The sequence below is a fragment of the Synechococcus sp. MIT S9503 genome, assembly GCF_047304175.1.
GTDB lineage: Bacteria > Cyanobacteriota > Cyanobacteriia > PCC-6307 > Cyanobiaceae > Synechococcus_C.
The window spans coordinates 2,505,068-2,525,738 of the sequence record NZ_CP138955.1; the positions used below are offsets into that span (position 1 = coordinate 2,505,068).

18 protein-coding genes and 2 tRNA genes are annotated in these 20,671 nt (G+C 60.2%); 7 read left to right on the top strand and 13 right to left on the bottom strand.

The features are described 5' to 3' along the window. Nucleotides 1–49 precede the first annotated feature (49 nt). A complete protein-coding gene (locus SIB56_RS13435) occupies nucleotides 50–316 on the top strand; it encodes a YciI family protein (protein ID WP_413327428.1) in 267 nt (88 codons plus the stop codon). Nucleotides 317–319: 3 nt separating this feature from the next. Here SIB56_RS13435 and lipA read toward each other — a convergent pair whose 3' ends face one another. Further along, on the bottom strand, nucleotides 320–1,198 hold the full coding sequence (gene lipA, locus SIB56_RS13440; protein WP_413324395.1) for a lipoyl synthase: 879 nt from the start codon (nucleotides 1,196–1,198) through the stop codon (nucleotides 320–322). Nucleotides 1,199–1,216: 18 nt separating this feature from the next. Between lipA and SIB56_RS13445 the strand changes: the two genes are divergently transcribed. Then, nucleotides 1,217–1,290 (top strand) — tRNA-Pro (locus SIB56_RS13445). A 15-nt stretch (nucleotides 1,291–1,305) separates the two neighbouring features. Here the strand turns inward: SIB56_RS13445 and cobJ are convergent. Together cobJ and SIB56_RS13455 are read right to left on the bottom strand one after the other, a co-directional pair. Beyond that, nucleotides 1,306–3,201 carry a precorrin-3B C(17)-methyltransferase gene (cobJ, locus tag SIB56_RS13450; RefSeq protein WP_413324396.1) on the bottom strand — a complete coding sequence of 632 codons (1,896 nt, stop codon included), beginning with the start codon at nucleotides 3,199–3,201 and terminating at the stop codon, nucleotides 1,306–1,308. Next, entirely contained in the window at nucleotides 3,179–4,561 is a 1,383-nt protein-coding gene (locus SIB56_RS13455; RefSeq protein WP_413324397.1) for a hypothetical protein, read from the bottom strand. Before SIB56_RS13455 ends, cobJ begins: the two co-directional genes overlap by 23 nt. 391 nt (nucleotides 4,562–4,952) lie before the next feature. Here SIB56_RS13455 and psaA point away from each other — a divergent pair, with 391 nt between their 5' ends. Both psaA and psaB read left to right on the top strand, forming a co-directional pair. Then, nucleotides 4,953–7,259 carry a photosystem I core protein PsaA gene (gene psaA / locus SIB56_RS13460; RefSeq protein ID WP_413324398.1) on the top strand — a complete coding sequence of 769 codons (2,307 nt, stop codon included), beginning with the start codon at nucleotides 4,953–4,955 and terminating at the stop codon, nucleotides 7,257–7,259. 22 nt (nucleotides 7,260–7,281) lie between these two features. Beyond that, nucleotides 7,282–9,489, top strand: coding sequence for a photosystem I core protein PsaB (gene psaB / locus SIB56_RS13465; RefSeq protein WP_413324399.1), 2,208 nt, complete (start codon nucleotides 7,282–7,284; stop codon nucleotides 9,487–9,489). Between the two features lie 107 nt (nucleotides 9,490–9,596). Here psaB and SIB56_RS13470 read toward each other — a convergent pair whose 3' ends face one another. After that, nucleotides 9,597–10,523 (bottom strand): cupin, encoded by a 927-nt coding sequence (locus tag SIB56_RS13470; RefSeq protein WP_413327430.1) that lies wholly within the window; start codon nucleotides 10,521–10,523, stop codon nucleotides 9,597–9,599. A 153-nt stretch (nucleotides 10,524–10,676) separates the two neighbouring features. On the opposite strand from SIB56_RS13470, the gene SIB56_RS13475 reads away from it, so the two are divergent. Then, nucleotides 10,677–10,949: a hypothetical protein gene (locus SIB56_RS13475; RefSeq protein WP_413324400.1), complete on the top strand. Its 273-nt coding sequence runs from the start codon at nucleotides 10,677–10,679 to the stop codon at nucleotides 10,947–10,949. Nucleotide 10,950: 1 nt separating this feature from the next. On the opposite strand, the gene SIB56_RS13480 is transcribed toward SIB56_RS13475, so the two are convergent. The 3 genes from SIB56_RS13480 to SIB56_RS13490 form a co-directional block, all read right to left on the bottom strand. Beyond that, the gene (locus SIB56_RS13480) at nucleotides 10,951–14,088 is read right to left on the bottom strand and encodes an efflux RND transporter permease subunit (protein ID WP_413324401.1); all 3,138 of its coding nucleotides are present in this window, start codon (nucleotides 14,086–14,088) and stop codon (nucleotides 10,951–10,953) included. 126 nt (nucleotides 14,089–14,214) lie between these two features. Further along, complete coding sequence (locus SIB56_RS13485) at nucleotides 14,215–14,706, bottom strand: photosystem I reaction center subunit XI (protein ID WP_413324402.1); 492 nt, start codon at nucleotides 14,704–14,706, stop codon at nucleotides 14,215–14,217. Nucleotides 14,707–14,765: 59 nt separating this feature from the next. Then, the gene (locus SIB56_RS13490; protein ID WP_413324403.1) at nucleotides 14,766–14,882 is read right to left on the bottom strand and encodes a photosystem I reaction center subunit VIII; all 117 of its coding nucleotides are present in this window, start codon (nucleotides 14,880–14,882) and stop codon (nucleotides 14,766–14,768) included. Nucleotides 14,883–14,996: 114 nt separating this feature from the next. On the opposite strand from SIB56_RS13490, the gene SIB56_RS13495 reads away from it, so the two are divergent. Next, a complete protein-coding gene (locus SIB56_RS13495) occupies nucleotides 14,997–15,491 on the top strand; it encodes a hypothetical protein (protein ID WP_413324404.1) in 495 nt (164 codons plus the stop codon). Here the strand turns inward: SIB56_RS13495 and SIB56_RS13500 are convergent. The 4 genes from SIB56_RS13500 to SIB56_RS13515 form a co-directional block, all read right to left on the bottom strand. After that, on the bottom strand, nucleotides 15,449–16,411 hold the full coding sequence (locus SIB56_RS13500; RefSeq protein WP_413324405.1) for a glycosyltransferase family 2 protein: 963 nt from the start codon (nucleotides 16,409–16,411) through the stop codon (nucleotides 15,449–15,451). The two genes, SIB56_RS13495 and SIB56_RS13500, sit on opposite strands and share 43 nt — an antisense overlap. Nucleotides 16,412–16,495: 84 nt before the next feature. Further along, on the bottom strand, nucleotides 16,496–17,149 hold the full coding sequence (locus SIB56_RS13505; RefSeq protein WP_413324406.1) for a hypothetical protein: 654 nt from the start codon (nucleotides 17,147–17,149) through the stop codon (nucleotides 16,496–16,498). Between the two features lie 148 nt (nucleotides 17,150–17,297). Next, complete coding sequence (locus SIB56_RS13510) at nucleotides 17,298–17,591, bottom strand: hypothetical protein (protein ID WP_413324407.1); 294 nt, start codon at nucleotides 17,589–17,591, stop codon at nucleotides 17,298–17,300. A gap of 60 nt (nucleotides 17,592–17,651) precedes the next feature. Beyond that, a complete protein-coding gene (locus SIB56_RS13515; RefSeq protein WP_413324408.1) occupies nucleotides 17,652–18,392 on the bottom strand; it encodes an NlpC/P60 family protein in 741 nt (246 codons plus the stop codon). 17 nt (nucleotides 18,393–18,409) lie between these two features. On the opposite strand from SIB56_RS13515, the gene SIB56_RS13520 reads away from it, so the two are divergent. Beyond that, nucleotides 18,410–19,306: a serine hydrolase gene (locus SIB56_RS13520; RefSeq protein ID WP_413324409.1), complete on the top strand. Its 897-nt coding sequence runs from the start codon at nucleotides 18,410–18,412 to the stop codon at nucleotides 19,304–19,306. 19 nt (nucleotides 19,307–19,325) lie between these two features. Here the strand turns inward: SIB56_RS13520 and SIB56_RS13525 are convergent. Both SIB56_RS13525 and alr read right to left on the bottom strand, forming a co-directional pair. Continuing rightward, nucleotides 19,326–19,414 (bottom strand) — tRNA-Ser (locus SIB56_RS13525). A gap of 34 nt (nucleotides 19,415–19,448) precedes the next feature. Next, nucleotides 19,449–20,630, bottom strand: a complete 1,182-nt coding sequence (alr, locus tag SIB56_RS13530) for an alanine racemase (protein WP_413324410.1) — start codon at nucleotides 20,628–20,630, stop codon at nucleotides 19,449–19,451. Between the last annotated feature and the right edge of the window lie 41 nt (nucleotides 20,631–20,671).

Consider the following 20,671-nt stretch of genomic DNA (forward strand, 5'->3'; position numbering starts at 1 on the left):
CCTCAGCGTCGTGCGCTGGTTCATCAAGACCGAAACCTTCACCCCCGAGATGGCCGCCATGCCCTTCGAGCAGAGGCGGCCCCATCTTGAGGCGCATCGACAATGGGTCATCGACCAGTGCAATTGCGGTCGACGCATCCACAGCGGTTATCTGGTGGATGAACAGCAGCAGCCAGGCGGCGGTGGGCTGCTGCTGTTTGAAGCCCGGAATTATTCAGAGGCACTCAGCTGGGTTCAGGCTGATCCGATGATTCGCTCCGGGCTTGTGAACTGGCGCTTGCAGGAATGGATCCACACCGGCGGTGACCAGCTCTGACCGTCAGCGCGGGTGACTGATCATCAGGCGCTGCACCTCACCGGCGTGGTAGCTGCTCCGCGTCAGTGGGCTGCTGACCACCTGCAGGCAACCCAGCTCCTCCTCCCCGATGCGTCGATAACCGTCGAACTGTTCAGGTGTCACGAAACGGTGCACCGGTAGGTGTCTCGGGCCGGGAGAGAGATATTGCCCGATGGTCACAATGTCGACACGGTGGGCGCGCAGGTCGCGCAGCACTCCGATCACTTCCTCATCGTTCTCTCCAAGTCCCACCATCAGCCCGGATTTGCTGTAAGACCTCGGCCATCCATCCCTGACCCGTTTCAACAGTTCCAGGGAACGTTCGTAATTGCCTTGAGGCCTAGCTCTTCTGTAGAGCCGGGGCACTGTCTCGATGTTGTGGTTGAGCACGTGCGGGGCCGCGTCCATGACTGTGGCAAGTGCTTCCCAGTTCCCGCAGAGGTCGGGGATCAGCAGTTCGATCGTGGTGAAAGGTGAGCGTTGTTTGACCTGTTCGATGCAGGCAACGAACTGACTCGCTCCCCCATCTTTGAGGTCATCACGGTTCACCGAGGTGATCACCACATGCTTCAGCCTGAGGCGGGACACCGCTTCACCCAGCCTCACAGGTTCGGTTGGATCCAGAGCCCGAACGCTTTTGTCGAAGTCGATGTCGCAGTAGGGGCAGGCGCGTGTACAGCCCGGCCCCATGATCAGAAAGGTGGCTGTTCCCCCCGCGAAGCATTCCCCGATGTTCGGGCAGCTGGCTTCCTGGCAGACCGTGTTGAGCTTGAGGTCAAGAAGCAGGTCGGCAACAGCTCCGATGCGTTCCCGCTGAGGGGCTTTGACGCGCAACCAGTCAGGTTTCAGAACTGAGGTCATCTTCTACAGTCGGGCCATCGGGATGTGGCGCAGCTTGGTAGCGCACTTCGTTCGGGACGAAGGGGCCGCAGGTTCGAATCCTGTCATCCCGACTGCACTGATCGTCATCAATTCAGAGCGGCACCTGGGTAACCCCTGGGGGTCACAACTCGGCCGCTCTGAATGCGGCTGCTGCTGTTACCAACTATCAGCACCGTAAGCATGTCCACGTCTTCAGGCCGCAGATTGCCCAGGTTGTGAAGGCTCACCTGTTCATCGCTGCGTCCGAGCTGTCGGGCCATCACCACGGGAGTGGACATCGGACGCTCCAGGAGAAGAATTTTCTTGGCTCTTGCCAACTGCCAGTTGCGTTCTTTTGAACGTGGGTTGTAGAGCGCCACAACGAAGTCTCCCGCAGCAGCGGCCTCGAGTCTTCGTTCGATCACCTCCCAGGGTGTGAGCCTGTCGCTGAGAGAGATGGTGCAGAAGTCATGCATCAGCGGAGCCCCTGCCCTCGCGGCAGCCAGCTGCAGTGCTGAGAGGCCTGGATGCACCTGGAACTGAGGACGTTCGATTTCGGACAGATCCATCCACAGCTCCAGCGCCAGCCCCGCCATGCCGTAAATGCCGCTGTCTCCGGAAGAGACCAGTGCCACTCGGGCGCCCTGCCTGGCCAGATCCAGCGCCTGGCTGCAGCGATCCCGTTCGCGGGTGAGTTGTCCGTCCAGCCGGGCCTGGTCGCTGCGGCGCAGTGGTTCAAGCAGATCCAGGTAGAGGCCGTATCCCACCCAGATGACGCATCGACTGAGGGCTTCGCGGGCATCAGGAGTGAGCAACTGCAATGACCCAGGCCCACTGCCGATCAGATGCAGCTCACCTCTCTCCGGAGCCAGAGCCCTGGCAGCCTCTGCGATCGCCACCGTCACAGCTCCCCTCTCACCATCCTCGGCATGGAAGATCCGCTTGGTCTGCAACAGCTGCGCCTCATGCCCTGAAGCCAGCAGCGCTGAGGCCTCTGCAACGGATGCTGTGCCCATCTCCGCCATCACAACAGTGGATGGCGTTGGCACTGTCACTTCTGCGAGTGCGTGAGCCGAAAGCAATCGCAGCGGCCAGCCTCGCCGTTCACAGAAGTGCAGCAGGGCCTGTTCGTCTCCCTTGGCCTCGATGCTGCTGATTCCAGCAACCGCTTCCTGAGCCAGACCGCTGGCCTGAAGACACTCATCCACAGCTCTTTCAATCAACCCACGGCTGCTGAAGCGTTCACAGCCGATCCCGATCCAGAGTGTGGCGGGATGCCAGCGGCAGGGTGCTGAATCGGATCTTGAACCGATGGCCAGTGCAGAGCCGCTGTTCCCTTCCGGGGTGAATCCGAAGGCCTGGCCAGCAGAGCTACTGCGCCAGAGCTCAGTTCCTGACTGCTGAACAACAGTCAGGTTGCGACCTGAGGCCTGTGTGAGCATGAGCTCATGCCAGGCCTCAGGTGCTCCGCCACGCACCCATCCCCAGGCCTCACCGAAAGCATCAAGTGCCAGTCGCTGCTGACTTGCCGCATCACCGGTCAGCACCACCTCCCCGCCCAGTGAAGCGGCCAGTTGGTGAGCGAGTCGCTCCGCTCCGGCTGCATGACCACCGATCAGCGGAACGATGTGTTGTCCGTTGGCATCCAACACAATCACAGCAGGATCTTTCTGCTTGTCTTTCAACAGGGGTGCGATCAGTCGGGTGATGGCACCGAGAGCTCCAACCACGATCGTGGCTTCTCCTTTTCGCCACTGATCAGCCAGCAGTTCCCCTGCCGTTCCGACCAAGATGTCGCCCGGAGTTGTCCCAAGTGCGGAGGCCGCGACTGGTGTCAGCCCCACCCGATCTGTGTGGCCGGATCGCTGAAGCTGCTGAAGCAGCGGCCATGCACTCACGGAAAGGCCGAGTGCCAGTGATGCACCCGCCAGCGGGTTGGGGGTGGAATCGACAGCGTTCAGGGCAGGGGGCCTCGGTGATTCAGCGCTCGGTGCCATCGTCATTCAACAGCTCCCTGGCTGATCCTCCCAGGCTGCTGGTGACACGCAACCTGGGAGGTTCGCTTGCCGGTTCGCTCAGGGGCAGAACGCTGCCGGCGATGGTCCGATCCGGGTGCTCTGAATCGGAGTCCTCCGCGTCAGCGGACATGGAAGACTCGCCATCAGAGGTGATCTCAGGGGCCGTGTCAGGGGGTGTGTCGATGATCTGCCCCCTTTCTGGATCCTGCAAGGAGTCAGTCGGCTCGGTCTCATCAGAATCCTCCGCCGCTGATTGGGGAAGCGAGCCCTGAGATGCGGGTTCGTCAGATTCGGAGATTCCGGATTCTTGCTCCTGAGCAGCAGGCTCTGGCACTTCCTGCTCAGGCTTCTGTTCCTCCTCTGGTGCGTCCTCGGCTTCGGGAAGGGCTTCCCCAAGCAGGCGAGCCATCTCCTCATCACTGAGTTTCGACTGCATCCAGATCGGTTGGGTTCCGGACCGCGATGTTGTGGCACGCAGTTGATTGTTGAAAACAGGGGCGATGGGCTCTCCGAGACCATCAAGAAGTTCCATCTGCACGCTGCCGCTTCCCCCTCCTGCAGCTTTCAGCCAGAGCGCTTCCTGACCGTCCACGAGAAAGCTGTCTCCATTCACGCTGATTCTCAGTCGCCAGCGGCCATCGCCTTCCCTGAGGTTCTGGAGCGGAGCATTCCAGATCAGCCAGTCGAGCAGCAGAGGATCACCGCTGCCCAGGTCTGAGGGGCTGACAACGGCAAGCCAGGGGGCATCCTGATCCGGCTGAGTGCCTGGAAGCTCCTTGATGAGATTCAGCCGCCACTGGAGGCTGGCTCCCTGGGATTTCACCGATTCACCCCAGGGCATCGCGGCATAGGCCGTGAAGCGATGGCTGCCCGGGCTGAGGTCGGGGAGACGAATCTGAAGTCGATTGTTTTCAGAGTGGCCGAAACGAAGCGGGGGAGCGTCGTCGATCTGCAGGGCCACATGCGCTCCAAGGCCCAGTTCAGGATCCTCAGCCAATGGCCAGTCCTCGATCCGCAGGGTGAGTTGCACGTCGCCGGTTTTCAGGAGACTGCCGTCGGCGGGGCTGATCAGCTCCAGCCGCGGAGTGTGACGGCTCAAGGCCACCTGCAGTTGCTGGACAGCTCCGGGCGGACTGACTTCCTGAAGTCGACCTGAAGGCGGAGTGGCACCGACAATCTCAACCGGTTTCTCAACACCTCTGGCACCCTCACCTCCCCAGGGCCAGGCCTGTGCCGTGGCGGCTGGAAACACCATGATCCACAGGGCCAGCAGAGCCTGAAGCCAGCGATGACTGCGGTGCGTCCGGCCTGATGCCGCCATGGAGCAAAGCTTGAGTCGATCCATTCTGGGCACCCACGGGAGCGGCGCACTATTGGGAATGATTTGCATTAAATAGAGCGATATGTGTTGTCCGTTTGTGTTGCTCAATGCGTTTAATCGAGTGCTTCTCGCTGATGCTCGGGCGGTTGCAGACCCCAGGTCTGGACAGGCCAGCAGCCGGATTTAACCTTTGTAACTCCCTCTCGTGTGAAGTGGGCCTGCCCTCCTATGCTGCCGCCAGCGGTCCCCTCGTTGGGGCCCACGCTCCAGTGAGAGCCAGGGTTCATTACTCTGATTACCACTGGCGCCCGGTCACGGTGAAGCTTTGCTGATCCGTCCCCGGGGCCCCGGAAGTCCTATGGATCTCCGGAGGGGTGTCCCACCACCTCGATCCCGTCCCTCGAGGAACGACTCGATGACCATCAGCCCACCAGAGCGTGGGAGCAAAGCGAAGACTCAGGTCGAGAAGGTCGACAATCCAGCGACCTTCGAGCTGTTCGGCAAGCCCGGACACTTCGACAAAGCCCTCGCGAAAGGTCCCAAAACCACCACCTGGGTTTGGAACCTCCACGCCAACGCTCACGATTTCGACAGCCATACGAGTGACCTTGAGGAGGTTTCTCGGAAGATCTTCAGTGCTCACTTCGGCCACCTGGCCGTGATCTTCATCTGGCTGAGCGGTGCCTTTTTCCATGGCGCTCACTTTTCCAATTTCTCCGGCTGGCTTGCCGATCCCACCCATGTGAAGCCAAGCGCTCAGGTGGTGTGGTCGGTATTTGGCCAGGAAATCCTCAACGGCGATATGGGTGCCGGTTTCCAGGGCATCCAGATCACCTCAGGTCTCTTCCACGTCTGGAGAGCCTGGGGCATCACCAACGAGACGCAGCTGATGTCTCTTGCCATCGGCGCCCTGGTGATGGCCGGCCTCATGCTCAATGCAGGTGTTTTTCACTATCACAAGGCAGCTCCGAAGCTTGAGTGGTTCCAGAACGTTGAGTCGATGCTCAACCACCACCTGTCAGGTCTGCTGGGTCTGGGCTCACTGTCCTGGACAGGTCACCTGCTGCATGTGTCGCTGCCCACAACCAAGTTGATGGATGCCATCGATGCCGGCCAGCCGCTGGTGTTGAACGGCAAGACCATCGCTTCCGTGGCAGACATCCCGCTTCCTCACGAATTCCTTGATCAGGGTCTTCTGGCCCAGCTCTATCCGGGATTCAATGCAGGCATCGGTGCCTTCTTCAATGGCAACTGGGCTGCATACAGCGATTTCCTCACCTTCAGGGGTGGGATCAATCCTGTGACCGGAAGCATGTGGATGACCGATATCGCTCATCACCACCTGGCCATCGCGGTGCTGTTCATCGTGGCCGGGCACATGTACCGGACCAACTGGGGGATCGGACACTCCATCAAGGAGATCCTCGAGGGACAAAAAGGTGATCCCCTGCTTTTCCCGGCAACGAAGGGCCATGACGGCCTGTTCGAGTTCATGATCAACAGCTGGCATGCCCAGCTGGCACTGAACCTCGCCATGCTCGGTTCGCTGAGCATCATCGTTGCTCAGCACATGTACGCGATGCCCCCCTATCCGTACATGTCCATCGATTATCCGACTCAGATCGGCCTGTTCACTCACCACATGTGGATTGGCGGATTTCTGATCGTCGGTGCTTCAGCTCACGCTGCCATCGCGATGATTCGCGATTACGACCCTGCGAAGCATGTCGACAACGTGCTTGACCGGGTGCTCAAGGCTCGTGACGCTCTGATCAGCCACCTCAACTGGGTGTGCATCTGGCTGGGCTTCCACAGCTTCGGTCTGTACATCCACAACGACACCATGCGTGCTCTGGGCCGTCCCCAGGACATGTTCAGCGATTCCGCTATTCAGCTCAGACCTGTCTTTGCCCAGTGGATTCAGGGCTTGCACGCTGCAGCGGCCGGGGGAACCGCTCCCAATGCTCTGGCTGGTGTCAGCGAGGTTTTCAACGGTTCGGTTGTGGCCGTCGGAGGCAAGGTTGCCGCGGCTCCGATCCCCCTGGGCACAGCCGATTTCATGGTCCACCACATTCACGCCTTCACGATCCACGTGACGGTGCTGATTCTTCTCAAGGGTGTTCTTTACGCCCGTAACTCCCGTCTGATTCCAGACAAGGCCAATCTAGGTTTCCGCTTCTCCTGTGACGGCCCCGGCCGTGGCGGCACCTGCCAGGTTTCCGCTTGGGACCATGTCTTCCTTGGTCTGTTCTGGATGTACAACTCCCTGTCGGTTGTCATTTTCCACTTCTCCTGGAAAATGCAGAGCGACGTTTGGGGTGCGGTGAGGCCCGATGGATCAGTCCAGTACCTCACCAACGGCAATTTCGCCAACAGCGCCATCACCATCAACGGCTGGCTCCGGGATTTCCTCTGGGCCCAGGCCGTGCAGGTGATCAACAGCTACGGCTCCAACACAGCCGGCTACGGAATCATGTTCCTTGGTGGCCACTTCATCTGGGCATTCAGCCTGATGTTCCTCTTCAGTGGCCGCGGCTACTGGCAGGAGCTCATCGAGTCCATCGTCTGGGCTCACAACAAGCTGAAGGTGGCTCCTGGCATTCAGCCTCGTGCGCTGTCCATCATCCAGGGCCGTGCTGTCGGTGTTGCTCACTATCTTCTGGGCGGCATCACAGTCACGTGGTCCTTCTTCCACGCCCACATCCTTGTGGTGGGCGGCTGACCTTTCCTGAACTTTCCCTCTAATGGCAACGAAATTTCCTTCGTTCAGCCAGGGTCTGGCACAGGACCCGACAACCCGCCGCATCTGGTACGGGATCGCCACGGCTCACGACTTCGAGAGCCATGACGGAATGACGGAGGAGAGGCTTTACCAAAAGCTTTTCTCCACGCATTTCGGGCATCTCGCGATCATCGGCCTCTGGGTTTCGGGAAACCTGTTCCACATCGCCTGGCAGGGCAACTTCGAACAGTGGGTCGCCGACCCCCTGCACGTGAAGCCCATCGCTCACGCAATCTGGGATCCCCACTTCGGTCAAGGCGCCATCAACGCCTTCACTCAGGCGGGGGCCACATCGCCAGTGAATATTGCCTACTCCGGCCTTTATCACTGGTTCTACACAATCGGCATGACGACGAATGCCGAGCTGTATCAGGGTTCCATCTTCATGATGATCCTGTCGGCCTGGGCGCTCTTCGCAGGTTGGCTGCACCTTCAGCCCAAGTTCCGGCCTTCACTGGCCTGGTTCAAGAACGCTGAGTCACGCCTTAATCATCACCTGGCTGTTCTGTTCGGCTTCAGTTCCATCGCCTGGACCGGCCACCTGGTGCACGTCGCCATCCCCGAATCCCGGGGTCAGCACGTCGGTTGGGACAATTTCCTGAGTGTGATGCCTCATCCGGCAGGCCTCGGGCCCTTCTTCACCGGCAACTGGGGTGTATATGCCCAGAATCCAGATTCCATGGGTCAGATCTTCGGCACGTCTGAGGGATCCGGTACTGCGATTCTGACCTTCCTCGGAGGATTCCACCCGCAAACCGAAGCTCTCTGGCTTACAGACATCGCCCATCACCATCTGGCGATCGGATGCCTGTTTGTGATCGCTGGTCACATGTACAGGACCAACTTCGGCATCGGCCATTCCATCAAGGAGATTCTCGAAGCCCATAACCCTCCCGAGGGAACTCCCGGCAACCTCGGGGCTGGCCACAAGGGTCTTTATGACACTCTGAACAACAGCCTCCACATGCAGCTCGGCCTGGCTCTTGCATCGCTGGGAGTGGTCACCTCTCTGGTGGCTCAGCACATGTACGCGATGCCGTCTTACGCCTTCATCGCGAAGGCCTACACGACTCAGGCAGCTCTGTATACCCATCACCAGTACATCGCCATCTTCCTGATGTGCGGTGCCTTTGCTCACGGTGCAATCTTCTTCATCCGTGATTACGACCCGGAAGCGAATAAGGACAATGTTCTGGCTCGGATGCTTGAGCACAAGGAAGCGATCATCAGCCATCTGAGCTGGATCACTCTTTTCCTCGGTTTCCACACTCTGGGTCTCTACGTTCACAACGATGTTGTTGTTGCGTTCGGCACCCCTGAGAAGCAGATTCTGGTAGAGCCGGTCTTTGCCCAGTTCGTGCAAGCCGCATCCGGAAAGGCGATCTACGGCTTCGATGTGCTGCTCTCCAATTCAGCTGGAGCCGCTGCCAATGCCAATGCCGCCTACATGGGTGGCTGGCTCGATGCCATCAACGGCAACACCGATGTGTTCCTGCCGATCGGCCCTGGTGACTTCATGGTTCACCACGCCATCGCTTTGGGACTGCACACCACAACCCTGATTCTTGTCAAAGGTGCTCTGGATGCCCGTGGCTCCAAGCTCATGCCCGACAAGAAGGACTTCGGGTATTCCTTCCCCTGTGACGGCCCCGGTCGTGGCGGCACCTGTGACATCTCAGCCTGGGATGCCTTCTATCTCGCCGTCTTCTGGGCTCTGAACACCATTGGTTGGGTCACCTTCTACTGGCACTGGAAGCATCTGGCGATCTGGCAGGGCAACGTGGCTCAGTTCAATGAGTCCAGCACCTATCTGATGGGTTGGTTCCGTGACTATCTCTGGTTGAATTCCTCCCAGTTGATCAACGGCTACAACCCCTTCGGCAGCAACAACCTCGCTGTCTGGGCCTGGATGTTCCTTTTCGGCCACCTGGTCTGGGCGACTGGATTCATGTTCCTGATCTCCTGGCGTGGTTACTGGCAGGAGCTCATCGAGACCATCGTCTGGGCTCACCAGCGCACTCCGCTTGCCAACCTTGTTGGCTGGCGCGACAAGCCGGTGGCACTGTCCATCGTTCAGGCACGTGTTGTGGGACTCGCTCACTTCACGATTGGCTACATCCTCACGTATGCAGCTTTCCTGATCGCGTCGACGTCAGGCAAATTCGGTTGAACCATCTCTGATCTCCTGAGATCACTGTTCATTCACAACAATCTCCCCCGACCAGACTCTCTGGCGGGGGTTTTTTATGACAAGAAGAGCCCAACAGTTCAGAGCCTTCAGCCGCTGAAAAGAATGTCAAGCGTTCTGAGATAGGTGTGCAGTCCTGCATCCTGAATCGGCAGCACATAGGCATCAGCAGCTGATGCGTTGTGGTGGGAATGCCAGTACCCCGGTGGTGTCACGAAGGCTGCGCCAGTCGACCAGTCTTCCCTATGGGGGTTGCGAATCCTTCCCTGCTCATCAAGTTCCGTTCCAATCAGGGTGTAACAGCCAGGTCGGCAATCCACTGCGAAATCCAGGGCGATCGACTGATGTCGGTGCGGTTTCTGTTCCTGCCCTGCAGGGAGGATTCCGAGCATTGCCCAGAGGGTGTGACTCACTGTTCTTGTCTGGGGAAAGGCTGCATTGCCCAGCAGCACACTCACCCGGTTGGCACGCGCGCCGCTTGGGCTGGCCGCGATTTCAGCCAGCCGGCCCTGACTGTCGAGATGGCTGTAGAACGTTGGTTTAAAACGGGCTTCGGAGGGAGTCACACCCAGATGCCGCAACAAGGGTGCATCGTGCACCCAGTAGAGAGAGGCTTTGGCGGATGCGCTGTGGATGGCATCTCCACCGGCGGGAAGCACGAGCATGTCACCCTTGCTCCATCGGAAGTGTTCGCCGCAGGCTTCCGACTCTCCCTGGCCCTCAGCCACGAAGAACAGCTGGCTGGTCGCGACAGCGGAGGTTCGCAGTTCTCCGTCATCCACTCGAATGAAGTTGGCGCACAGGGATGGACCTGTCGCAGGTCCGCTGCACTGCAGTTCTTCGCTGAGATCGAGCGACATCACAGCACTGCCACGCTCCGCAAAGAAAGTCGGTGAAAAGGAGCGGTAGGGAACCCCCACCGTCAGTCCGCTGCGGATGGGATTGGCGGCCTCGCCGTAGGAGAAGTACTGAGCCTGGGCAGATGACGCTTGGCGATCTGTTGCGCTGCTCAACATGCCGTGGCTTCCCAGCATTTCAATGAGCACACACCTTACAAATCGCTGCATCCGCTCTTCGTATGCAAAGCGTCATCGCTTCGAAAGATCTCAGTCATTTGTTCACTGCGTTGTTGCTGTGAACTGGGCCGTCAGTGCATTGCCGAGCCCCGCATGTTTCCTCCCTCTCTTCCACCACGGCTGGAGCTTGTGGTGATGCTCATCGGTGTCGCCGCCGGCTACAACCTGGCCATGCGGATTCTGCCCAGAGAGAAGATCGATCTGGCGCGCTTCGCGACGGATGAACAGATTGCCGCCCCTGTCGTGATGCGTGCATCAGAGCAGTCGGTGAGCATGCAGCCCAAGGCTGAGGTGTCGACTGGAGGTGTCTGTACGGTTCCCCCCAGTGGAGGACCGGCCTTGAATGAGCGGTTTGAACCCTGCTGATTCAGCCATCCAGTTCCGGCTTGGCTGGGCCGACCCCTCTCCAGCGCTTGAGCAGCAGATAGGTTGCCGGCACGACGAAGAGCGACAGCAGCGTGGACACCAGAAGCCCGCTGAACACCACCGTGCCGATGCTGATGCGGCTTGCGGAACCGCTTCCGGTGGCAAGCAGCAACGGCAGGAATCCCGCCAGGGAGGTCACCGCCGTCAGCAGGATCGGTCGCATCCTGTTGAGCGCCGCTTCCTCCACTGCTTCTGCCAGTTCAATGCCCTGCCTCAGACGCTGATTCGCGAATTCAACGATCAGGATGCCGTTTTTGGCGGCCAGGCTCACCAGCACCAGCAGGCCCATCTGGGCATACACGTCGAGGGAAAGACCACGAAGTTTCAGGCCGATCAGAGCTCCCAGCAATGCCATCGGGACTGTGAGCAGAATGATCAGCGGGTCAACGAAACTCTCGTAGAGACCTGCGAGCAGCAGGTAGACCACCGTGACCCCGAGGGCAAAAAGCACCCAGGACACGGATTCCGCCCTGGTTTCCTCTTTGGCGAGACCTGTGAAGGCCAGTGCCAGGTTGTCGCCTCCGGTTCTGTCGCTGATGCTCTTGAGGAGATCGATCGCCTGGCCGCTGCTGATGCCGTCCGCAGTGACGGCGGTGATGCTGATGGAACGGTTCTGGTTGTAGTGGGTGATTCGATTCGCTCCTGAATCCCGCTTCAGCCGGGCAACGTTCGCCACCGAAACCAGTTCGCCGCTGCGGTTGCGCACCATCAGGCTTGTCAGATCATCAGGGGTGCTGCGATCAGCTCCTTCCAGCTGGATGTAGATGCTGCGGATTTCACCACCGGCGAAGGTGTCATCAATGAAACGACCGCCGATCGCGGTACCGATGTCTCTCAGAGTGGGACCCACGGGAAGGTCGAGAGCGGCCATCTGGCTGCGATCCAGCTCCAGGCGCCAGCGCGGCGAGCTGGCATCGAAGCGCGTGCTCACGCGCTGGAACTGTCCTGAGTTCTGAGCGGCTGTGATGAACTGCTGAGCCTGTTCCTCGAAGTCCTGCAGACTGAGCTGACCGCCGCTGCGATCCAGCAGTTCCATCTGCAGCCCCGACTCACTGCTGAAACCACTCACGGTCGCTGGGGTGGTGACAATCACCTGTGCGTCGGTGATACGTCGTCTCAGCTCGAGGCTCAGCCGCTGTTTCACAGCTTCACTGCTGTTCTCGCGGCCAGGGCGTTCCTTCAGAGGCTTCAATCGCAGATAGAAGGACCCGGTGTCCTCGCCGCTCTGTCCGAACGAGTTTCCGGCGTAGAAATTGCCGCCGCGGATCAGTGGTTCCTCGGCGACCACCTGGCGGATGCGTTCCATCACGGCCTCGGTGCGTTCCAGGCTTGCCCCTTCCGGCAGGGTGAAATAGCCGCGCACCTGACCCTGATCCTCATCAGGGATGAACGAGGTGGGAATGGTTGCCAGACCGATCGCAGTGAGCATCAACCCTGCCAGCACCAACGCGATCACGGCTCTGCCGCGCTCCAGCCAGATCGCCAGCATCCCCGCATAGATACGTTGCAAGCGGACCATGCCGTCGCGCAGCCTGCGACTGATCAGCCTGAGCGGTCCTGGCAACCGTCCCTTGCCCTGCCCAAGCACGCGGGCACAGGCCATCGGCGTGAAAGTGAGGGCATTGAATGTGGAGAACAGGATGGCGCCGCTGATTGCCAGTGCGATCGGCTGGTAGAGACGACCGATGGATCCAGGGATCAGCAGCACTGGCAGGAAGACGGCAGCCAGAACCAGTGACGTCGCCAGAACCGCGCCCGCCAGTTCCGCCATCGCATCCTCGGCAGCCCCCCTCGGCTCAGCCCCCTGCTCGATTCGACCGGCGATGTCTTCACTGACAACAATGGCATCGTCAACCACGATTCCCGTGGCCAGCACGAGCCCGAACAGGATCAGGCTGTTCAAATTCGAGCCGCTCAGGCGAACCACCACAAGACTGCCGATCAAGGCCACAAGCACGGCAATGCCAGGAATCAGCGCCAGGCGCCAGCGTCCCAGAAACAACACGAGAACGAGCAGCACAAGCAGCACCGCATCCCTGAGTGTGTCCCTGGTGCGATCCAGATTGGCCTGGATGGTTTCCGCCACATCCACGATCAACTGCACGTTGAGTCCTGGAGGAAAACTGCTCTCCAGGCTTTTCAGCCTTTGCCGAACCGCACGGCTGACCTCCAGTGCATTGGATCCGTCTCGCTGGAAGATGCCGACAGCCACGGAGCTTTCTCCCTGAAGATTGAGCGCGCTGCTGCCGTAGTTGCGCTGGCCAAGCTGAACGCGGCCGACATCCCTGAGCCTGATCAGACCTCCCTGATCGGTGCGTTTCACCACCATTGATTCGAAATCGGCCTGGCTGCGCAGACGACCCTCGGCGTCCACAGGCAGGCTGAAAAGCTGTCCTGGCGGTGCCGGCGACTCACCGAGATTGCCCACTGCGGCCAGCACGTTCTGCTCCGCCAGGGCAGTGGTGATGTCGTTGGTGGACAGTCCGAACTGCTTCAGCCGGCTGGGATCCAGCCAGAGTCGATAGGCCAGCTCGCTGCTGCCAAACACGCGGATGTCGCCAACCCCAGGAATGGTTCGCAGGCTCTCGCTCAGACGCTGGTCGAGCCAGCCGCCGATGAAGATCGGTTCATAGAGCCCCGGAGGAGCGCTGAAGCCGAGAATCAGCAGCAGGTCATTGGTTGAACGATTCACCGTCAGCCCCTGCCTGGTCACTGACTGGGGCAGTCGGCGACTGGACAGATTGACTTCGTTCTGAACCCTGATCGCATTCAGTTCTGCATCGCCTGACTCAAAGCGCAGGCTGAGGCTGGCCCCACCCTGACGACTGCTGGACGTCATGCTCTCCAGACCGTCCAGTCCGCTGAGCTGGTTTTCAAGCACTGTCGTGACGCTCTGCTCCACCACTTCCGGCCCTGCAGCGGGAAACCTGGCGCTCACGCTCACGCGGGTGGGTGCCAGCTGAGGCAGGTCTTCAAGACCGAGCCCCACCAGAGACACCAACCCTGCAAGCAGCACCAGCAAGCTGCAGACGATGGTGAAGACGGGCCGTCTCAGAAATGGCTGGGAGATGGACCGCAAGTCGGCGACCGCTCAGCAAGGGCCAAGATCCTGGCAGCAGAAAGCCCCGGATGAGCTCATCTGTGGCTCATCCGGGGCGTGCATGGAGTGATCTCTGATTGGACTATTGCTGACTGATCAAGGGGATCAGCTGACGGGTGCGACGCCACCAGCGATCTTTGCCAGATAAAGCAACGGTGTTGCGCTCACTAGGAACCATGCAAATGCAGCGCCGCCGCAGCCACCGAGCCAGAAGCCACTGCCGAATTCCGACCAGCCCTGCTTGGTGAAGAGGTCGGCGGGGGGATTGTCGATGGTGGCATCAGCCGGTTGCACCTTGGGGCCATTGCCGGCAGTGCCGTAGATGGAAAGACAAACGGTGAGAATCGAAACCAAACCGATCGACGCGAGCAACCCCGCTGTAGACGCGTAATCGCTGTTGCGGAGGGGGCCGCAGACTGCGAATGGTCCATACAGCAGATACCCGTGGGTCATGCCGATCTCAAGCCCGCGTCTGTTGGGTGAAAGGGATGGCCGGTAGATGGGCAGGGCGTTGAGAAACGCCTTGGTGAAATAGCTGCTGTTTACCGGAGTGGCCAAGTTGCCAACGGTTGGATCGGCGACGGGTGAAACAGACATGGAAGAAAAAGCGGTGGGAGCTGCGGAGCGCGAAATCGTTGCGTTTGGCGTGCAACCGATCAGTCGGTGGATTCGATCATGTTGAACATCAGAACCATCACCACTGCCGGTCCGAGAACTCCAGCTAGAGGAATGAAAATCGAGGGCATCCAGGCAGCAGCAAATTCTCCAGTCATGGCAGCAGCCCAAATGTCTGCGGTTACTGTAAAGACTGCCTATCTGGTGGTCTTCGACCGATCCGGACGGTGACATAAAAGTTCAATCCATCCGGCCTCCGCCGCTCAGAACCCATGAATCAGCTGCTTGCAGGTGGTGCCGCCCTCGTGCTGGTGGCCGTTCTGTGGGGACTGGGGCGACGGCCTGGGAAAACCCTGCTGAGCAGCACCGATGCCACATCGGTGGCTGCCATCAACAGAGCTCAGCTGGGTCTGGTAGAGGCCCTGACACCAAGAATGGATCCTGAGATCCAGCCTGGGTCTGCCGAGGACAGCGCCAAGTCGGTTTTCTTCACAGCTCCGCGCAGCAGTGCCGAGCGGATCACTCTTGAGCGTCAGCTGCGTGAGGCGATGGATCAAGGCGATCCGGCTCAGAGGCTTGAAGCTGTGCGGCTGGCCGGTCAGTGGGGGCATGTCAGCGTTCTGCCTCTGCTTCGGCGCGGTCTGCGTGACGCCGACATCCAGGTCGTGGAAGCTGCCGCAGCGGCGATTGAACGCCACCGCGGCGCGACCCGACCCTCTCCGGTTCAGGTGGCCCGACCACCACGCAACGTTGCCCGGATGCGATAAATCGGGCGCCCCTGGCTTTCGTGATAAGTGCGGATCAGCAGTTCGCCCAGCAGTCCGAAACAGAACAGCTGAATCCCTGCCAGCCCGAGCACAACCGCCATCGTGAGCAGCGGCCTGTTGCCGATATCCTCGCCCGACAATTTGATCACCAGCAGATAGGCACTTGCCACAAGGCTTGTGGCGATGGCGATGAGACCGCCAAACCCAAAGACATACATCGGTCTGGTGAGGAACCGTTTCATGAACCACACCGTGAGCAGGTCCATCAGGACCCGGAATGTGCGATCAATGCCGTATTTGCTGGTTCCATACTGACGTGCACGGTGATTCACCTTCACCTCAGTGATCCGTGCTCCTTCGATGAAGGCGAGTGCCGGCAGGAAACGGTGCAGTTCGCCATACAACCGCATGTCGGAGAGCACGTCGCGGTCATAGGCCTTGAGAGAGCAGCCGTAGTCATGCAGACGAACTCCTGTGACGCGTCCGATCAGACGATTGGCAAGTCTGGAAGGAAGTTTCCTGCGAATTTCGGCATCCTGACGGTCAAATCGCCAGCCGCTCACCAGGTCATAGCCCTCGCGCAGCTTGTTCAGCAGCAGGGGGATGTCTGCGGGGTCGTTCTGAAGGTCCCCATCCAGGCTCACGATCACCCGCCCTTCCGCGACATCGAAACCAGCCGCCATGGCGGCGGTCTGACCGTAGTTCTTGCGCAGGAGAACTCCAACCAGCTCAGGGACTTGGGCGCTGAGCCTCTCCAGCTCTGATGCTGTGTCGTCCGTTGATCCATCGTTGACCAGCACCAGCTCGAAGCGTTCTCCGGTGGGTCTCAGTGCGTTCAGGAGCTGCTCCACCAGCTCCGGCAGGCTTTCCTCTTCGTTGTAGAGCGGCACCACGACCGAAAGGTCCAGCCCAGCCGTCATCGGGATCCGATCGATGCCCAAGCAACCTAATCCGGGCCAGGCGGTCCACTGTTCAGGGGTAAATGCTGGCAAGCGTCCAGGCCGTCACCAGGACCGGTAGCGCCGATAGACGGTCTGGGTGCCCAGATCAATCTTGCTGCCGTCGGGACAGATGCCCTGCCGTTTCACCTTGAAATAGCCGGAACTGCACTCTCCAATAGGTGTGCGTGAGTAGCTGTATTCCTGGCCAGGGCAGAAGGCGTCTTCATCAATGGAGCGGAAATTGCGAAAACGCTGTCTTTCTTCAGTGTTCACAATCAACCTGGCGCTGCCCTTGGTCGCTCCATCTGCGTTGCGGGCTTTGGTCACCGACCAGCGGAACTGGTTCTCGCCTGGTGTCACGGAGAGAAAACTGCCATGGTGCCGCTCCCCAAGACTGATTGAAAAACTCTCCGAGCGTCGTCTTCCTCTGCCGTATTCACGGTTGGTGTAGCCGCCGGTTCGCCTGTTGCGGATCACAATCCGCTGATCGCCTGCAGGGGGCAGGGAGGCCAGGAAGCTCATCCCGCGGATCGGTGTGACACTCTCGCCGGGACAATCGCCCCTGTAGGTGGTGCGCATCAAGGTCAGCTGCTGGATGGGCTGACTGCGCTGAAAAAACTCGCCATCAATGCTGATCGCGTTGCTGCCAGAGATGCCGGGCGATCCCAGATTCATCTGGGCGATCAGAGGGCCGGCGAACACTGACAGCGGATCCATGCTTCCGACAAAGCTGAGGTCTTTCCTATTGTCACTTCCTCATGGAAGGGTGCTGTCGTCATGGCACGACGCCAAGCGCCAGGAACCCCAGTGACAGAGAGGCAGTTGGTGGTCGTCCGTCTACAAGTAGCGCGGATTTAGCGCAGAATTAGCAGAACGCTTCCTCTTCGAGTGTGTGCCAGTGGGCGGTCCAGGCCTGCGGGTCGAGGGCTTGTTTCTCTAGCACTGACTGCAGTGTCTCCTCCTCTTGGGCCTTTGACGGTTCCCACAAGATTCGGAGGTTCGTGCTGCTCCGCGTGCCGTCCGCGTACCGGACCGTGAGTTGTGCCTGGCCCGACTGCTGGCGAAGTCCGAACCCACCTCCCGCGATGGTCCGCAACTGCTGCCGCATGGCGCGTTCCCATAGCGCGCTTTTTGCGTTAACTATGCGCTGAAATGGCATGACACGTGGTGACAGGTGGGGCCAAGATGCCTTGCAATCACTGGGTTTTTGACTTCCCGACTATGGCAGAGTCGTACCGTCATGGCAGCGACTGACGCGGCCAGCCCCCCGCAGCTCGGTTCGGTAGTGCATGGCCACAGGGTGGAGGTCCCCGGGGTCGAGGCTGTCGATGCCGATGCCGTTGCGGCCATGTTCAATGCCCGAGCTGTGCATGTAGCGGCCCTCTCCGAGGTGGATGCCGACGTGGCTGCAGCGCTCCGGGGTGCCAAAGAAGATCAGATCACCGGCGCGCAATCGAGATACATCGTCCGGTTGCACCGGCAGCGGCTGGCAGAACCGTTCCTGTTGATAGGCATCTCTGGGTAACCAGATCCCAGTGCTCGCGAAGGCTGTCTGCACAAGACCGGAGCAGTCAAGATCAGGCCCGATGGTGCCTCCCCAGAGATAAGTGTTCTCCAACGTGGCTGCGGTCGTCAGCCACTTCAGCACCGAAGCCAGTCTGATGGTGATCTCCGAGCTGGAAAGCAGGCATGGGGTCCAGTCCTCACAGGCCACAGCCTGTTCAGACAGATCATCCATGGACAGCCAGCAGGGGTAGCCGTCCTCCAGAAGCACAGCTTGCACTCGCCCGTGATCCTCGGGTCTCAGGGGTGCTGCGATTCGGAAGCCCCGTCCGGCTGCGGCCTGGGTTGCGAGTCCGTGGCCCTGTGCACCGGAGTAGCCGTTCTGTCCACTCAGCAGTTTCCAGCAGCTCCCCTCGGTGATCAGGTCCGTTGAGATCGGTGTGCCTAGGGTCGGCATTGCCAGTAGCCAGTGCCATGGCGTTCTACCGTCCCGAGCCGGAGATGCAGCAGCATCTGGTCGCTGTGATCGACCGGCTCGCGGCTGATGACCGCCCCGGACTGCATGACCAGATCGCCGTGACCTGGGTGCGTTATGACGCAACATCTCCGGCGAACGGCAGCGGCAGCGGTGCTGCATGGGCTGATCAGAAGCTGCTCTATCCGGCAAGTGTGGTGAAGCTGTTGTACGCGGTGGCGGCGGAGCACTGGCTGCAACGTGATCTGATTCCAGACAGCGAGGAACTCCGTCGAGCGCTTCTTGACATGCTTGCGGATTCCAGCAATGACGCCACGGGTCTGATCGTGGATCTGCTCACCGGCACCACCAGCGGTCCGGCGTTGCGATCACCTGCCTGGGAGCAGTGGCAGCAGCAGCGACGCATCGTCAATAACTGGTTTCACGGCTTCGGCTGGCCAGAGCTGGAGCGCATCAACTGCTGCCAGAAAACCTGGGGTGATGGTCCTTATGGACGCGAGCGGATGTTCTACGGGGAAAACAACAGCAATCGCAACGCTCTCTGCACAGCAGCAGTCGCCAGGATCCTTGAGGCGGTGATGACCGATGGAATCCTTTCACCCCCAGCATGTCAGCGACTTCGCGCGCGACTGGCTCGATCGCTCAGCAGGTCAGCCCGGCAGGCAGATCCTGAGAATCAGGTGGACGGTTTTCTCGGGGAGGGGCTGCCGGAGGGCAGTCAGCTCTGGAGCAAGGCCGGCTGGATGAGCCGGGCACGTCATGACGCTGCATGGTGGTGCAGCGACGGGAATCCCCCCTGTCTGCTGGTTGTGTTCAGCGAAGGTTCGGAGCGTGCCGGCGATGAACAACTCCTGCCCCTGATGGCAAGTCAACTCGCACGATTCGGCGTCGATTGACGACTCATCTTCAGTTCAACGGAGAGGGAGGGATTCGAACCCTCGACAGAAGTTGCCTCCTGTAACTCCTTAGCAGGGAGCCGCTTTCAACCACTCAGCCACCTCTCCAGCGGCTCGCCCACCCTATCAAGAGGGCTCCCAATCAGACCACCAGTCGTGGCAGGCGGTGCTTGAAGCTGCACAACACTTCCCAAGGGATGGAATCCGACAGTTCCGCCCAGTCCTGAGGTCGGATTACCTGTTGATCATCCTCTCCCAGAAGCGTGACGACATCGCCGATCTCCAGATCGGGATGGTCGGTGACATCCAGCATCAGCTGGTCCATGGTGATCGCACCCACCTGGGGCAGAGTCCTGCCGCTGTGCAGTGCATGGATCCGTCCTGACAGGCAGCGGCTGACACCATCGGCGTAGCCGATACCGACCACGGCCAGTCGGCTGGGCCGGCTGGTCAGGAAGCGGTGCCCGTAGCTCACTCCCACTCCTGCCGCGACATTCCGGATCAGGCTCACCCGAGCCTTCACCGTCATCGCCGGCTGCAGATCCAGATCCTTCTCGAACTGGGCGCTTGGGGCGTGCCCGTAAAGCGCCAGTCCCACCCGCACCAGATCGTGATGCAGCGACCGGTCACGCAGGGTGCCCGCTGAATTGGCCAGATGTCGCTGCAGACCCTGCTGCCCGTGAGTACGTGTCACAGCCTCGAATCGCTCCTGCTGAAGGCGTGTGATCTGCTCGGCCTGTCCTACAAGGTCACCATCGGCAAGCGCGAGATGGCTGTAGACACCCCTGAGGCTCAGTTGATCGAGCTGCAGGATCGCCTCGGTCAGGCGTTCGCCGTCCTGCCAGTCGCAGCCGAGTCGGGTCATTCCGGTGTCAATCTTGAGCTGCACCGTGAACTGACGGCCACTGCCGCTGGCAAGGTTCTGGCAGAGAAGTGCCTCGCGCATGCTGCTCAGAGTGGGCATCAGCTGCCAGTGAAGGCAGGCCCGCAGTTCTTCGGGTTGGGTCAGATTGCCCAGCACAAGCACCGGCAGCTCCAGTCCGGCGCGACGCAGTTCGATGCCCTCCTGAAGGGTGGCGACTCCCAGGCTGGTCGCTCCTCCACAGATGGCCGACCGGGCCACTGTTTCGGCCCCATGCCCGTAGCCATCGGCCTTGACGACTGCCATCAGGGCACATTCCTCGGCCAGCAGGCGTCTCAGCGCTCTGGCGTTGTGTTCAACGGCTGAGGCCGACACCTCCATCCAGGCACGCTGCCGGGGGTCCGCTCCAGCAGCCTTCTCAGGGCTGGAGGGGCTGGGGCGATCGGCAGACAGGTCTGGCATGGGGGCCGCGTAGTGAAGGTCACAAGGCCGCCCTTGTGACC

Bases quoted from the DNA above. Each gene is read 5' to 3' on its own strand.
- SIB56_RS13435 (WP_413327428.1), top strand. From the start codon at position 50: ATGGCCGCCATGCCCTTCGAGCAGAGGCGGCCCCATCTTGAGGCGCAT.
- lipA (WP_413324395.1), bottom strand. From the start codon at position 1,198: ATGACCTCAGTTCTGAAACCTGACTGGTTGCGCGTCAAAGCCCCTCAG.
- cobJ (WP_413324396.1), bottom strand. From the start codon at position 3,201: ATGACGATGGCACCGAGCGCTGAATCACCGAGGCCCCCTGCCCTGAAC.
- SIB56_RS13455 (WP_413324397.1), bottom strand. From the start codon at position 4,561: ATGGATCGACTCAAGCTTTGCTCCATGGCGGCATCAGGCCGGACGCAC.
- psaA (WP_413324398.1), top strand. From the start codon at position 4,953: ATGACCATCAGCCCACCAGAGCGTGGGAGCAAAGCGAAGACTCAGGTC.
- psaB (WP_413324399.1), top strand. From the start codon at position 7,282: ATGGCAACGAAATTTCCTTCGTTCAGCCAGGGTCTGGCACAGGACCCG.
- SIB56_RS13470 (WP_413327430.1), bottom strand. From the start codon at position 10,523: ATGTTGAGCAGCGCAACAGATCGCCAAGCGTCATCTGCCCAGGCTCAG.
- SIB56_RS13475 (WP_413324400.1), top strand. From the start codon at position 10,677: ATGTTTCCTCCCTCTCTTCCACCACGGCTGGAGCTTGTGGTGATGCTC.
- SIB56_RS13485 (WP_413324402.1), bottom strand. From the start codon at position 14,706: ATGTCTGTTTCACCCGTCGCCGATCCAACCGTTGGCAACTTGGCCACT.
- SIB56_RS13490 (WP_413324403.1), bottom strand. From the start codon at position 14,882: ATGACTGGAGAATTTGCTGCTGCCTGGATGCCCTCGATTTTCATTCCT.
- SIB56_RS13495 (WP_413324404.1), top strand. From the start codon at position 14,997: ATGAATCAGCTGCTTGCAGGTGGTGCCGCCCTCGTGCTGGTGGCCGTT.
- SIB56_RS13500 (WP_413324405.1), bottom strand. From the start codon at position 16,411: ATGACGGCTGGGCTGGACCTTTCGGTCGTGGTGCCGCTCTACAACGAA.
- SIB56_RS13505 (WP_413324406.1), bottom strand. From the start codon at position 17,149: ATGGATCCGCTGTCAGTGTTCGCCGGCCCTCTGATCGCCCAGATGAAT.
- SIB56_RS13510 (WP_413324407.1), bottom strand. From the start codon at position 17,591: ATGCCATTTCAGCGCATAGTTAACGCAAAAAGCGCGCTATGGGAACGC.
- SIB56_RS13515 (WP_413324408.1), bottom strand. From the start codon at position 18,392: ATGCCGACCCTAGGCACACCGATCTCAACGGACCTGATCACCGAGGGG.
- SIB56_RS13520 (WP_413324409.1), top strand. From the start codon at position 18,410: ATGGCGTTCTACCGTCCCGAGCCGGAGATGCAGCAGCATCTGGTCGCT.
- alr (WP_413324410.1), bottom strand. From the start codon at position 20,630: ATGCCAGACCTGTCTGCCGATCGCCCCAGCCCCTCCAGCCCTGAGAAG.